The sequence below is a fragment of the Propionivibrio sp. genome (genome assembly GCF_016790145.1).
Lineage (GTDB): Bacteria > Pseudomonadota > Gammaproteobacteria > Burkholderiales > Rhodocyclaceae > Propionivibrio.
Genome location: NZ_JAEUOI010000176.1, coordinates 63180 through 76474, shown reverse-complemented (window position 1 = coordinate 76474; position 13295 = coordinate 63180). Strand labels below are relative to the sequence as shown.

At 60.4% G+C, this 13295-nt stretch carries 12 protein-coding genes; 8 read left to right on the top strand and 4 right to left on the bottom strand.

Features of this window, described 5'->3' with window-relative positions; genetic code table 11:
* Nucleotides 1–455: 455 nt before the first annotated feature.
* The 3 genes from JNM42_RS14855 (at nt 456) to JNM42_RS14845 (ending at nt 2302) form a co-directional block, all read left to right on the top strand.
* Nucleotides 456–686, top strand: a complete 231-nt coding sequence (locus JNM42_RS14855) for a DUF433 domain-containing protein (RefSeq protein WP_294271741.1) — start codon at nt 456–458, stop codon at nt 684–686.
* A gap of 263 nt (nt 687–949) precedes the next feature.
* Nucleotides 950–1678: a Mut7-C RNAse domain-containing protein gene (locus tag JNM42_RS14850; protein ID WP_294271738.1), complete on the top strand. Its 729-nt coding sequence runs from the start codon at nt 950–952 to the stop codon at nt 1676–1678.
* A gap of 249 nt (nt 1679–1927) precedes the next feature.
* Nucleotides 1928–2302: a c-type cytochrome domain-containing protein gene (locus JNM42_RS14845; RefSeq protein WP_294271735.1), complete on the top strand. Its 375-nt coding sequence runs from the start codon at nt 1928–1930 to the stop codon at nt 2300–2302.
* A gap of 196 nt (nt 2303–2498) precedes the next feature.
* Here JNM42_RS14845 and JNM42_RS14840 read toward each other — a convergent pair whose 3' ends face one another.
* The gene (locus JNM42_RS14840) at nt 2499–3719 is read right to left on the bottom strand and encodes an MFS transporter (protein WP_294271732.1); all 1221 of its coding nucleotides are present in this window, start codon (nt 3717–3719) and stop codon (nt 2499–2501) included.
* Between the two features lie 290 nt (nt 3720–4009).
* Nucleotides 4010–4297: a GIY-YIG nuclease family protein gene (locus JNM42_RS14835; RefSeq protein ID WP_294271729.1), complete on the bottom strand. Its 288-nt coding sequence runs from the start codon at nt 4295–4297 to the stop codon at nt 4010–4012.
* Nucleotides 4298–4565: 268 nt separating this feature from the next.
* Here JNM42_RS14835 and JNM42_RS14830 point away from each other — a divergent pair, with 268 nt between their 5' ends.
* Together JNM42_RS14830 and pdxH are read left to right on the top strand one after the other, a co-directional pair.
* Nucleotides 4566–5036 (top strand): YbhB/YbcL family Raf kinase inhibitor-like protein, encoded by a 471-nt coding sequence (locus JNM42_RS14830; RefSeq protein ID WP_294271726.1) that lies wholly within the window; start codon nt 4566–4568, stop codon nt 5034–5036.
* Nucleotides 5037–5084: 48 nt separating this feature from the next.
* Complete coding sequence (gene pdxH / locus JNM42_RS14825) at nt 5085–5732, top strand: pyridoxamine 5'-phosphate oxidase (RefSeq protein WP_294271723.1); 648 nt, start codon at nt 5085–5087, stop codon at nt 5730–5732.
* A gap of 233 nt (nt 5733–5965) precedes the next feature.
* On the opposite strand, the gene JNM42_RS19510 is transcribed toward pdxH, so the two are convergent.
* The gene (locus tag JNM42_RS19510) at nt 5966–6127 is read right to left on the bottom strand and encodes a DUF4062 domain-containing protein (protein WP_366504460.1); all 162 of its coding nucleotides are present in this window, start codon (nt 6125–6127) and stop codon (nt 5966–5968) included.
* A gap of 142 nt (nt 6128–6269) precedes the next feature.
* Nucleotides 6270–6704, bottom strand: a complete 435-nt coding sequence (locus JNM42_RS14820; RefSeq protein WP_294271719.1) for a hypothetical protein — start codon at nt 6702–6704, stop codon at nt 6270–6272.
* A gap of 453 nt (nt 6705–7157) precedes the next feature.
* On the opposite strand from JNM42_RS14820, the gene JNM42_RS14815 reads away from it, so the two are divergent.
* The 3 genes from JNM42_RS14815 (at nt 7158) to JNM42_RS14805 (ending at nt 13294) form a co-directional block, all read left to right on the top strand.
* A complete protein-coding gene (locus JNM42_RS14815; protein WP_294271716.1) occupies nt 7158–7829 on the top strand; it encodes a sulfite exporter TauE/SafE family protein in 672 nt (223 codons plus the stop codon).
* 14 nt (nt 7830–7843) lie between these two features.
* Nucleotides 7844–10255 carry a heavy metal translocating P-type ATPase gene (locus JNM42_RS14810; protein ID WP_294271714.1) on the top strand — a complete coding sequence of 804 codons (2412 nt, stop codon included), beginning with the start codon at nt 7844–7846 and terminating at the stop codon, nt 10253–10255.
* Nucleotides 10256–10426: 171 nt separating this feature from the next.
* Nucleotides 10427–13294: an EAL domain-containing protein gene (locus JNM42_RS14805; protein ID WP_294271711.1), complete on the top strand. Its 2868-nt coding sequence runs from the start codon at nt 10427–10429 to the stop codon at nt 13292–13294.
* The last annotated feature ends 1 nt before the right edge of the window (nt 13295 follow it).

Sequence of the window (13295 nt, the reverse complement as noted above, 5' to 3'; positions counted from 1 at the left end):
CGCGCAGCATTTCCTTGTGGTCTGCTGTTATTCCAAGGATCGAGGCTATCGTGACCATGGGGCTTGTTTGTCCGGTTGATTGATTCTCATCATACAAAATACGGGTGAAGGTGTGGCCGGAATTGCGTGCCCTCATCCCCGGCCCTTCTCCCGCGGGGAGAAGGGGGTAAAGCCGGCAGGGTGGGGTATGTGCATATCCGGGGTGGGGCGTGGTTTGGGGCCTGGCTTTGCGGTCATTCCGGGTGCTGGCAACCGTGTTTCCTTTGTGGGAAAGGGCGGAATCCGGATTTGTGCATATTTGATTAACGAACTGGATTCCGGGTCAAGCCCGGAATGACGGGAGTTTTTGGAGTTTCGGGAGTGACGGGAAGCACGGAGTGACGGGAAGCACGGTTGCCAATCGGGTGTTCAAACGACATACTTGTAGAAGCGTTTCTGCTTCGTTTGGAAGAATCATGAAATCTCGTCTGTTTGATCGAATCACTATCGAACCCGGTAAATGTGGCGGGCGGCCGTGCATTCGCGGCATGCGCATTCGCGTCACGGATAATTTGGGGTTACTTAGTGCAGGTGCTTCCCATCAGGAAATTCTTGAAGATTACCCGATGCTTGAGGAAGACGACATTCTGGCGGCGCTCGAATATGCCACAGCCGAAACGGACCATGCCATCCTGATTTCTGCATGACATTATTGGTCGATAATCGACTGCCAGAGCTGCGCGACATGTTGGACGCCGGTGAGGCCGTGGTCGAAATTCGATAAGACCTCCGGAACATTGATTACGCAATCGGTTCTCTTCACCATGGCGCCTGTCCGTCCATTTCTTTATCCTTCATGGTTGCCGGTAGCGGCTGGCGAAAGGAACATGCGGAGCTTTCGCAAACGATCGATCTAACCCATGGGTAGGCCATTCCGGTAGATATGTACGGGATGCAAGAGGCAAGTGCAATGGTGACGGCGACATTTCGTTTCTATGAGGAATTGAACGACTTTCTGCCAGCCGGGCGACGACAGCGGGAATTCAGCGTGGCTTGCGCCGAGAACGCGACGAGCAAGCACATGATTGAAGCGCTGGGCGTTCCTCACACCGAAGTCGAGCTGATTCTGGTGAATGGCGAGTCGGTCGGCTTTGATCGCCGGCTGCGCGAAGGCGAGCGTGTCGCGGTCTATCCTAAGTTCGAAGCCTTCGATATCACGCCTCTGCTGCGCGTTCGCGAGCAGCCACTGCGGAACCCGAAATTCATTGCAGACGCCCATCTCGGCGCGCTTGCCCGCCGGCTGCGCATGGCCGGTTTCGATACGCTCTACGACAATCACTACCAGGACCGCGAGATAGCGGATATCGCCGTATGCGAAGGCCGCATCGTGCTCACGCGCGACCGCGAACTGCTCAAACAGCGCAGCATTACGCACGGCTGTTATGTCCATCACCTGAAGCCGGCGCAGCAATTTCTGGAAATCATGGACCGCCTGGATCTGGCGCGCAGCGCCCGCCCGCTCAGCCTGTGCCTGGTTTGCAATGCTCCCTTGCGGGTCATCGACAAGGCGGCCGTGCTCGAACGATTGCCTCCCTCGGTACGAGCCGGCCACGAGCGTTTCTCGACCTGCGATGTCTGCAAGCGCGTCTTCTGGGAGGGATCGCATTGGCGGCGGATGCAGGAATGGCTGGGGCGGTAGCGCCCTTTTTTACTGGCATCGACTCGAACACATTATCGCTCCTGTCTTGCCTGGCGACGGTGCCGTGCGGCTGGTTCTTCCAGGCTGAGTCAATGCCGACTCGGAGTTGCTTGCGTTGAGATAGTTCCCGGCGTGCAAAAAACGGTTTTGCGGCCTATAGTTCATAGTGCTGGTCTGCACACCCTGGGCTTGCCGCGGTGCGCAGATCAAATCGCTGATCAATCTGAAACGACGGAAGGGGAAGACAACATGAAAAACGGATTATTGCGGGGTGGTGTTCTGGTTACCGGCACATTGATGCTTGCCGCGTGCGGGCCAAGGGAAGTCAGCTACAAGGCCGACGTGCAGCCGATCCTCAAGCAGTACTGCCTGGAGTGCCATGCCGAAGGCGGCAAGGGGACCGAGGCCAGCGGTCTGCTCATGACCAGCTATGACAGCCTGATGAAAGGCACCAAATTCGGCAGCATCATCAAGCCCGGCGACAGCCTGAGCAGTGTCCTGATCATGCTGGTCGAGGGTCGTGCCGATCCTTCGATCAAGATGCCGCATGGAAAGGAGTCGATCCCCAAAGAGAAGATCGACGTTCTGAAAAAATGGGTAGAGCAGGGCGCAAAGAACAACTGAGAATCTTTGAAGAAATCATTACTGCCTGATTTCCACGCTCGTCACCCCGGCGGAAGCCGGGGTCCAGTTCGTTGATCTGATCGTTTTAATGGATAGCAGAGGTAGGTACTGGATTCCGGCTTTTGCCCCGAAGGAAACACTCTTGGGGTGCGCCTGGATGAGCGCGAAGCCTGGCCTCGAGCCACGGACTGGGATGTCACCTGGCCTGCGGGGCCCGGTCATGCATGACGATGCGCGAGACGATCCCGATGGCCAGGAGGTTGGCCGCGATGGCCACATAGCCCACCTTAGAGTAGCCGACCATCCTGCCTGTATCGTCGAGGGTGATGATGAAGCCCGCCAGGCTTGTCGCCAGCCCCATGGCCAGCGACTGAACGGTTCCGTTAAGGGTCATGAAGGTTCCGCGCAGATTGGGCTGCGCGGCCGAGGCAATGATGGCCATGGCCGGGATCATGCGCCCCGATACCAGCACAAAGAAGCTCGTCGTGCAGACGACCCACAGCCACAGCGGCACGGTGCTGACATGGGTCACTACCAGCAGGGGAATCATCGCGGCAATCGCCACCAGGCGATAGATCTCGACCTTGCCGTACTTGTCGGCCGTATGCCCGATGAACGGCGCGGAGAAGAGCGTCGCCGCACCGCCGACGAGGTAGACGATGGGGATGTCGTGCTGGGAAATCTCGATGTTATTGACCGCATACACGGTGATGTAGGGGATGACTGTGAAGCCGGAGAAGATGATCAGCGCCGAGTACAACAGCGCGCGCAGGTGATTGGTGTCGCCCAGGACTTCGAAGGTCGCCGACAGCAGGTGAGAACGCTGTTCCTTGTTCAGGTGACTCCGCAGTTCGGGCAGGATGCGCAGGCCGACGAGGATGAAGAGCAGGCTCAGAATGCCAATCAGGATAAACGGCGCGCGCCAGTTGAGCAGATTGGCCAGCCACAACGACAGGGGAACCCCGGCCACGGTCGAGATCGAAAACGCGGTCGATACTACGCCTGTGGCCTTGGCGCGCCGCGCATAGGGGATGGCATCGCCGATCATCGTCTGCACCATCGCCCCCATCACGCCGCCGAAGGCCCCGGCCAGTCCGCGCGCAAGCATCAGCGTCAGGTAGTTGGGCGCCAGACCACAGGCCAGGGTCGCAACGGCAAACAGGGAGAAGCTGATCAGCAACAGACGCTTGCGTTCGAAGAGGTCAACGAAGGTAGCGGCGAACAGGCCGGAGAGAGCGGCGCTGAAGCTGTAAGAGGCCACCAGCAAGCCGAATTCGTGAGTCCCGATCCCGAATGCGCGCATCAGGATCGGGCCGAGCGGCATGATGATCATGAAGTCGAGAATATGACTGAACTGGATACCCGCCAGGGTAAGCAGGAAAAAGCGTTCGGCGCGTGGGGAAAGCGATGATGGCATTGGTGACGATTATCCGGATAACCTGGGTTGAGCGCGACAAATTGGCCGCAAGGCGAAGTATGGCGGGCATTTGGTCTGCAGGGATAGAGCGTACCGTTTCTGCGGCTGGTCAGCAGGTAACCGCAGGGCTGTTTCATCCACGCAGAATACTGGATTCCGGCTTTTGCCCCGAAGGAAATACCCCTGGGGTGCGCCGGAATGTCGGTATGAATTGTGATGTTTGCTTAGGCGAACACTGCGGGGGTAAGTTGATCGTCATCCCGGCGCACGCCGGGATCCAGCCCAAAGTATCAGACAATATCCTCGAAAAAATCGCGCCACTGCGGATTCACCGATTCGATGAGTTCAATTTTCCAGGCCCTGCGCCATTCCTTGATGGCTTTCTCACGCTCGATGGCCGATGGCATCGTCTCGTGTGCTTCAAACCAGACCAGGGTGTGTACGCCGTACTTTTTGGTGAACCCATCCACGAGATTGTTCCTGTGTTGCCAAACCCTCTGGATCAGGTTGGATGTGACGCCGGTATAAAGCGTACCGTTTCTGCGGCTGGCCAGCAGGTAAACGCAGGGTTGTTTCATTCACGCAGAATACTGGATTCCGGCTTTTGCCCCGAAGGAAATACCCCTGGGGTGCGCCGGAATGACGGACTAAATATAGACCGTCATCCCGGCGCACGCCGGGATCCAGATTCGTTAATCTGATCAGTTTCTGGCTTCATCGGGCTGCATCAATTACTTCAGAACAAATTTGCCGTGATAGAACAGGTTTTGGTGAGGCCGCACAAGGTGTAACCTTGCGCAATTGACATTTTGTTTGCCGATCTACGTTCTAGCTGGAGAAAAAATCATGGACATGACCATCACTTCAAGTGCCTTCGATCACCAGGGCTCGATCCCGAAGGTTCATACCTGCGAGGGCCGGGACGTTTCTCCGCCACTGGCCTGGAGTGGCGTTCCTGCCGGGGCAAAGAGCCTGGTCCTGATCGTCGACGATCCCGATGCTCCCGATCCGGCTGCGCCACGCATGACCTGGGTTCATTGGCTGCTGTACAACCTGCCTGCCAGCAGCGGCGGGTTGGCCGAGGGCGTGCAGTCGCTGCCCGCCGGCACGCGGGATGGACTGAACGACTGGAAGCGCATTGGTTACGGCGGGCCCTGTCCTCCGATAGGCCGGCACCGCTACTTCCATAAGCTCTACGCTCTCGATGTGGAGTTGCCCGACCTGCAAACGCCAAACAAGAAAACACTGGAGCAGGCGATGCAGAGGCACATTATTGCGCAGGCGCAGTTGATCGGCACCTATCAAAAAGGGTGTTGAATTCGCCACCTCACCCCGTTTTATGAAAGTGCCTTCCGGAGATTTGCCATGAGCGACAACACCCCCCTTGCCGATCTGCGCAAGGATTATCGGCAAGGCTCGCTGGACGAGCAGGAAACCGCCAGTGAACCCCTGCTGCAGTTCCAGGCCTGGCTGGCGTATGCCATCGAACGGGGTATCCCGGAGCCAAATGCGATGACGCTGGCGACGGTCGGCGAGAACGGCCGCCCGTCGACGCGGCCGGTGCTGATCAAGGGCTGCGACGCGCGCGGCATTGTCTGGTTTTCTAATTACACCAGCCGCAAGGGGCGCGAACTGGCGGCCAATCCCTTTGCCACATTGCAGTTTCACTGGGTAGAACTGGAACGGGTGGTACGCATCGAAGGGCGGGCTGAAAAAGTGTCGGAGGAGGAGTCGGATGCCTACTTCGAAACCCGACCGCTGAACCATCGCATCGGTGCCTGGGCGTCGCCGCAGAGCGAGGTGATTGCCGGGCGCAGCATTATCGTGGCCCGCGCGGTCGAATACGGAATCAAGTTCGGCCTCAACCCACCCCGACCGGCGCACTGGGGCGGCTACCGCCTGCTGCCGGACTACTGGGAATTCTGGCAGGGCCGCTCGTCGCGCCTGCACGACCGCATTGCCTATCGCTTGCAGGCGGATAGCCACTGGCTGAGGGAACGGCTGGCTCCCTGAGCATCGTCCACCGGCGACGCGCAGGGTAATTTTGTTCAAATAGACCATCGTCATTCCGGCTTTTGCCGGAATGAGTGCGCCCGTGAAGGCGCGTAAACAGCACGGTGAGAGTCCGCAAACAATAGCGCAAACAATAGGGGACAAAACAATAGGGGACAGACCACGGTTCATTAAGTCAAATTAAACGAACGCAAATAAAACCGTGGTCTGTCCCCTATTACTTTAGTCCCCTATTACTTACGGATTAGCTCCCACGGGGTTGCATCCGTGGCCGGAAAGGCCTCCATCCCAGCTGGGAAGTGCCCGAGTTCGAGGATGCCCTCCAGGGCAGCTTGCCGCTCCACTTGAAGATCGCGGAACGTCGAACTGAGAAATACTTGGTAGCGAGGGGTCATGGGTGTTCTGTGCGGGCTAACGTAGAGGTGAGGGGCGGCCGGAGCGCGAAGCGCGGAGGGCACCTGCAAGCGCAGCTTGCAGGCCGTCCCTCTCGACCGCCGGGTTAGATTGCTGGTTTATGCACATGGGAATTTACTGGCTTTACCTCGCCAGCACTCCGCGCCCGAGAATTAGCGGTGAATCGCCTTCGGGTTCCCCGGCTTTAATTTCTTCAAGCAAGTGCCAGTGCAGAAAACCATTCTTTAGTTTTGCGGTACCCATGGCAATTGCTCCGTTGCGACCGCTTGTAACGACGAGTACAGCCGTCGTGCCAACAATGACGCCTTTCACCGTACCTTCGCCGCCCTCGTTTTGGCGGCCGCAACCGACAGTTGCCATTGTATGGTCGCCGGTAATTCTGTCTCCAGCTTGCTGAAGAACAAACGCCGCGTTCCCACATTCGACATTGCGCTTGCGTTCCGCAGGTGAGCGAAGGTCAATGGTCCAATTGCCCGTGAAGTCTGGTCCAACTGCGAAGGCAAGCGAAGATATAGTCAAAGCGGCTAACGCAAGCAGTGCAGGCTGGAAGGGGGACATAAGCAACCTAACGTAAAGTCTGCCACCTATTTGACGGAAAGTTTTCCGTCATGACGCAAAACATCCCGTCAAATAGGACGTATAAAACTACAATCCATTGAATCAAACTGAATTCAATCATCGGCTTAGTCAAATTTAGTGGCGCCTAAAACGGTCTTCGCTTGCCGCGCATCCCAAGTCGCTGACAGCGCCCCAGTTTCCGGAGAAAAATACCGGAAAAGACCAGTGTGCTCCGTAACCCATGGTGCCAACACAACTGTATCGTTTGTCATGCAGTCTGTCCACCGCAACACCGCATCCAGCTTGCCTCCCGGCCAGGTGCAAGGGCACGACGGCCTGTTTGCCGGCTTTCCCGGCCGGCCGGAATTCAGTCTTTCTTGCATCGAGTCCGTCAGCAGGCGCGAGTGGCAAGTAAGTTAAACTCACCGCTTCCAGTTCTCCGCCTGCTGCCCCATGCCTGAATCCAGTTATCTCGCCCTGTTCCTGATCGGTCTGCTCGGCGGAACGCACTGCATCGGAATGTGCGGCGGCATCGTCGGCGCGCTTTCCATGGGTGCCGCTTCGCGACCCTCGCTGCATCTGGCATACAACGCCGGGCGCATTATCAGCTATGCGCTGGCCGGCGCCATCGCCGGTGCCCTGGGTGGCGCGAGTCTCGTTCTCTCCGGTCAGTTGCCGGTGCGCATCATCCTCTTCGTGCTGGCCAATCTGATGCTGGTGGCGCTCGGTCTCTATCTGATGGGTGTCAACCGCGCGCTGGCCTTCAGCGAACGCCTGGGGCAGCGGCTGTGGCGGCATTTGCAGCCGCTCAGCCGCCGCTTTCTGCCGGCGCGCAGCGTGGCGCAGGCTTTTCCGCTCGGCCTGTTGTGGGGCTGGCTGCCCTGCGGCCTGGTGTATAGCGCGCTGGTGACGGCGATGACCAGCGGTTCCGCGCTGCACGGCGCCGGGATGATGCTGGCCTTCGGTCTGGGTACGCTGCCCAACCTGCTGCTCGCCGGCCTGCTCGCCGTCCGCCTCAAGGCCTATGCGGCCAATCGCGCGTTGCGCACGGCGGCCGGATTGCTGGTTCTGGCCTTCGGTCTGTGGGGTCTGTTCGAATCCGCACAGTTGATCGTTCACGGGTAGAGGATAATGCGGGTATGTCCGTATCGTCAAAACTCTCAGAACCCCTCCGCCGCCTCGATCTTCCGCTCAGCGGAATGACTTGCGCGGCCTGCGCCGCGCGGATCGAGAAAGTCCTCAATCGCCTGCCCGGCGTCGAAGCCAGCGTCAATCTGGCCAGCGAGCGGGCACGTATCGCGTTGTCGTCGACTGAGACTTCGCCGGAGCAGCTGGTGGCCAGTATCGAGAAAGCCGGTTTCGGCGTTCCGCAGCAGAGCGTCGAACTGGCTATCGAAGGCATGACCTGTGCCGCATGCTCGGCGCGCATCGAGAAGGTGCTCAAGCGTTTGCCGGGGGTCGAGGCGGCGGTCAATCTGGCCGCCGAGCGCGCGCGCATCCGTTACGTTCCCGGCGTCGCCGATCCGGCGCTGCTGATCGCCACCATCAAAAAGGCCGGCTTCACCGCCCGTCGGGTCGACGACAACTCGCGCGCCGAGGACAAGGCCAGAAAGCTCGCCGTCTATGAGGCTGAACTGCGCCGCTTCTGGATTGCCGCCGCATTGACGCTGCCGCTTGTCGCGCAAATGCTGACCATGTTCAGCGGCGCCGGCTGGAGCGGGCATGCGCATCAGGATCTGCTGCCGCGCTGGCTGCAACTTGGGCTGGCCACGCCGGTGCAATTCTGGATCGGCGCGCGCTTTTATGAGGGCGGCTGGAAGTCCCTGCGCGGCGGCGGTGCCAACATGGACGTGCTGGTGGCGCTCGGCACCAGCGCGGCCTACTTCTTCAGCCTGATCGTCACGCTGGGTGCAAACGACAGCCTGCCGGTGTATTTCGAGGCCTCGGCGGCGGTGATCACCCTGGTGTTGCTCGGCAAGCTGCTCGAAGCGCGGGCCAAGGCCAAAACGACGGTGGCCATCGAAGCGCTGCTTCGCCTGCAGCCGAAAACGGCACGCGTCGAGCGCAACGGTCAACTCGTCGAAATCGATGCGCGCTTGCTGATTCCCGGCGACATCTTCATCGTGCGGCCGGGCGAGAGCCTGCCGGTCGACGGCGAAGTGATCGAAGGCGCATCGAGCGTCAATGAAGCGATGCTCACCGGTGAAAGCATGCCGGTGGACAAGCGTGCCGGCGAGCGTGTCTTTGCGGCGACGGCGAACGGCGAGGGCATGCTGCGCTGCCGTGCCACCGGCGTCGGTGAACACACCTTGCTCGCCGGCATCATCCGCCTGGTCGCCGAGGCACAGGGCTCGAAGGCGCCGGTGCAGCGAATGGCCGATCGCATCTCGGCGATCTTTGTTCCCGTCGTTTGCAGCATTGCCGTGCTCACCTTTGCCGGCTGGTGGATTTTCGGCGGCGTGTTCAGCGAGGCGCTGATCAATGCCGTCGCCGTGCTGGTCATCGCCTGTCCCTGTGCGCTCGGGCTGGCGACACCGACGGCGATCATGGTCGGGACCGGGCAGGGCGCCGGCGCCGGGATTCTGGTCAAAAACGCCGAAGCGCTCGAGCATGCCGAAAAAATCGGCGTGCTAGCGCTCGACAAGACCGGCACGCTGACGCGCGGCGAAGCGCGGGTGACTGATCTGCTGCCGCTGGCGCTGGATGCCGAGCAGTCGCTGATTCTGGCGGCGGCGCTGGAGCAGGGCTCCGAGCATCCGCTGGCACGCGCCATCCTGCAGCGGGCACAGGCGATGACGAAGACATTGCCGAAGCTGAGCGATTTCCGGGCGATTCCAGGGAAAGGCGTTGAAGGTAGCGTTGACGCCCGACGCCTGCGGCTCGGTGCGCCCGACTGGTTTGCCGGGCTGGCGCTGCCGCTGGCGCAGATCGCCGCACTGCAAGGCGCCGGCAAGACAGTGGTCGTCCTCGCTGATGAAGACAATGCGCTGGCCCTGCTGGCGATTGCCGACCCGCTGCGCGAAACATCTCGCGCCGCCGTGGCGCGACTGAAGGCGATGGGAATCCACGTCGTGATGCTGACCGGCGACAACGCCGCGACGGCGGCGGCGATTGCTGCCGAAGCCGGGATCGGCGATTATCGCGCCGGCATTCTGCCCGGCGACAAGGCGGCGGCGGTCAACGCCCTCAAGGCCGATGGTCAACTGGTGGCGATGGTCGGCGACGGCATCAACGACGCCCCGGCGCTGGCCGCCGCCGATGTCAGTTTCGCCATCGGCGCCGGTTCCGATGCCGCCATCGAGGTGGCCGACGTGACCCTGGTGCGCAGCGATCTGCACGGCGTCGCCGATGCCATCCTGCTTTCACAGGCGACGCTCGGCAAAATCCGGCAGAATCTGTTCTTCGCCTTCATTTACAATGTTCTGGGGATTCCGTTGGCGGCGCTGGGACTGCTCAATCCGGTCATTGCCGGCGCCGCCATGGCCATGAGTTCGGTATCGGTGGTTTCGAATTCCCTGCTTTTGAAACGCTGGCGGCCTGGAAAGCGGTAGCGCAAAACGTATAATGTATCCGTCATTCCGGCGCAAGCCGGAATCCAGAACAGTGACGAATCAGGCAGCGGTATTTTGTTGAAGAGACGAGTTCCATCGGCAGGGGCAGCGAATGCCGCCAAGACCGTTAGCCTGGCGGTGGATAGGCGCCAGGCTGACCATGGGAGGCAAATGACAGATCGAGTCAGCAAGAAGGTGGCGGGCGGCGAATTGTCTTCGCACGCCGGCCTTGCCCTGCTCGACGAGTTGCTTGCGGCCAGCGAGCATATCGCCTACCGCCTCGATTTTGTGCGCGGCGGATACGATTTCATCAGCCCGCGTGCGGCGAGCCTGTTTGGCGTTGCGCTGGCCGAACTGCATGCGCGCGGCCTGCACCTGTTGCGCGAGCGGCTTACTGCGGAGGATGGCGAGCGCTGTTTCGGCGAGATCGAGACCTTGTGCGCGACTGCGCCGGGGCAAGCGCGCTCGCTTTGCCTGGAATACCGCGTGCGCGATGCGGCCGGCAAGCTGGTCTGCTTCAGCGATTCGATGACTGTGCTGTCCGATGCGGCGGGTCAGCCGCTCAGCGCCTGCGGCATCGCCGTGGATGTGACGGAGCGCCGCGAGCAGGAAAGGGCGCTGCGCGACAGCGAAGAGAAGTACCGGGCCACGATGGATGCCGCCCAGGTCGGCGTTTTCATTCTGCACGACTACAAATTCAGTTATGTCAATCAGAAGCTGGCCGAGATGTTCGGTTACCGCGCGGACGAACTCGTCGACAAGCTCGGGCCGCCCGATGTGGTGATTCCCGAGCAGCATGAACTCCTGATTGGCAAGATGCAGCGGCGCGCCGCCGGTGAGGTCAGCGCGCCCTATGAACTGACCGGTTTGCGCAAGGATGGCAGTACCTTTCCCTTGATGGTCATGGGCCGACCGTTGGCCATCGGCGGTCGCCCGGCGTCGGTCGGCACGCTGACCGACCTGAGCGCCCAGCGCCAGGCGGAGCAGAAGCTGAAGGACAAGACCAGGCGCTATGCCGCACTTTTCGAAGGAGCGCAGGAGGCGATTCTGGTCGCCGACATCGACAGCCGACGGGTTGTCGATGCCAACGTCGAGGCCGAACTCCTTTTCCTGCGTCCGCGCGAAGAGCTGATCGGCATGTCGACGGCGGCCTTTCACCCCCCCGAGCTGTCTGTCGCCTATGGTGAGGCCTACGCAAGGCACATCCGTGCTGGCGGCGGTGGTCCCGACGAAATGAAGATTGTCACGGCCGACGGTGACATCGTTGACGTCGAGATCAGCAGCAACGTGATCGAAACGGCCGACGGTCATCGCTTGATCCAGGGCGTATTTCGCGATATCCGCCAACGCAAGAAGAGCGAGGCCGACCTGAGGCTGGCGGCGCGCGTATTCGAAAGCAGCCAGGAATCGATCATGATTACCAATGCCGACTCGATCATCGTCTCGGTTAACCCGGCATTCCTCGAAATGACAGGCTACAGCGCCGCTGAGGTGATCGGCCACACCCCAAGCCTGATCGGTTCGGGGCGCCACCCGGCCGAGTTCTTCGCGGCGATGCGACAAACCCTAAATGACGAGGGGCGCTGGCAGGGCGAGATATGGAACCGGCGCAAGAGCGGCGAAATCTACCCGGCATGGCTGACGATCAGCGTCTATCGCGGCGCCGCGGGCGAAGTGCTCAACTATGTCGGTATCGAATCCGATATATCCGAGCGCCACGCCGCGCAGGAGCATATTCGCCAACTGGCCTACTTCGACCCACTGACCGGGCTGCCCAATCGCCGACTGTTGCAGGACCGTGCCGAGCAGGCGCTGGTCAGCGCCGAGCGCGATGGCAAGCGCGTTGCCCTGTTGTTTATCGATCTGGACCATTTCAAGACGATCAACGATTCGCTCGGGCACTCGGCTGGCGATCAACTTCTGAGCGAGGTGGCACAACGGCTGCTCGGCTGTATGCGGCGAATGGATACCGTGGCCCGGCTGGGCGGCGACGAGTTTGTCGTGCTGCTTGGCGAAGTGACGCTTGAAGGCACGAGCGAAGTGGCGCGCAAGATACTGGAGGTGGTGGCGCGTCCCTACCAGATCGAGCAGCATCAACTCGGGGTGACGCCCTCAATGGGCATCAGCCTGTTTCCGCAGGATGGTGGCGATTTTGAGACCCTGCTCAAGCATGCCGATACGGCGATGTACCGGGCCAAGGAGTCGGGGCGCAACTCATTCCGGTTCTTCGCCAGCGAAATGAACGTCGCCGCGCAGGAGAGGCTGGAACTCGAAAATGGTCTGCGTCAGGGACTCAAGCGCAGCGAGTTCGTTCTTCATTACCAGCCACAGATTAATGTCGCGAGCGGCCGCATCATCGGTGCCGAAGCGCTGGTGCGCTGGCGGCATCCACAGCTCGGTCTGGTTTCACCGGGCAAGTTCATCCCGGTCGCGGAAATCTCCGGTCTGATCGTCCCCATCGGCGAGTGGGTGCTGCGCGAGGCCTGCCGGCAAAACCGTTCCTGGCAGCTTGCAGGCTTGCCGCCGATCAGCGTTGCCGTGAATATTTCCTCGGTTCAGTTTCGTGGCGGCCAACTGGAGGAAAGCGTTCATTCGATACTTGCCGATTCCAGGTTGCCGTCCGAATACCTTGAACTTGAGCTGACCGAGGGCATCGTCATGGGCAATGCCGTCGAAACGGTCGAAATTCTGCGTCGGCTGTCGGCCATGGGAGTCAAGTTGGCCATTGACGATTTTGGTACCGGCTATTCGAGTCTTTCGTATCTCAAGCGTTTTCCCATCGACAAGCTGAAGATCGACCAGTCCTTCGTGCGCGATATCGTGAGCGACCCCGACGACTGGGCGATTGCCACAGCCGTCATCAGCCTCGGGCACAGCCTGCGTCTTGACGTTATTGCCGAGGGCGTTGAGCATGCCGAACAGCTTGAGATGCTCAGGCTTCAGGGCTGCGACGAGGTTCAGGGGTATTATTTCAGCGTTCCGCTGCCGGCCGACGAATTTGCCGAGCTTTTACAGCAACAAAACATGAAGGGAGTCTGAG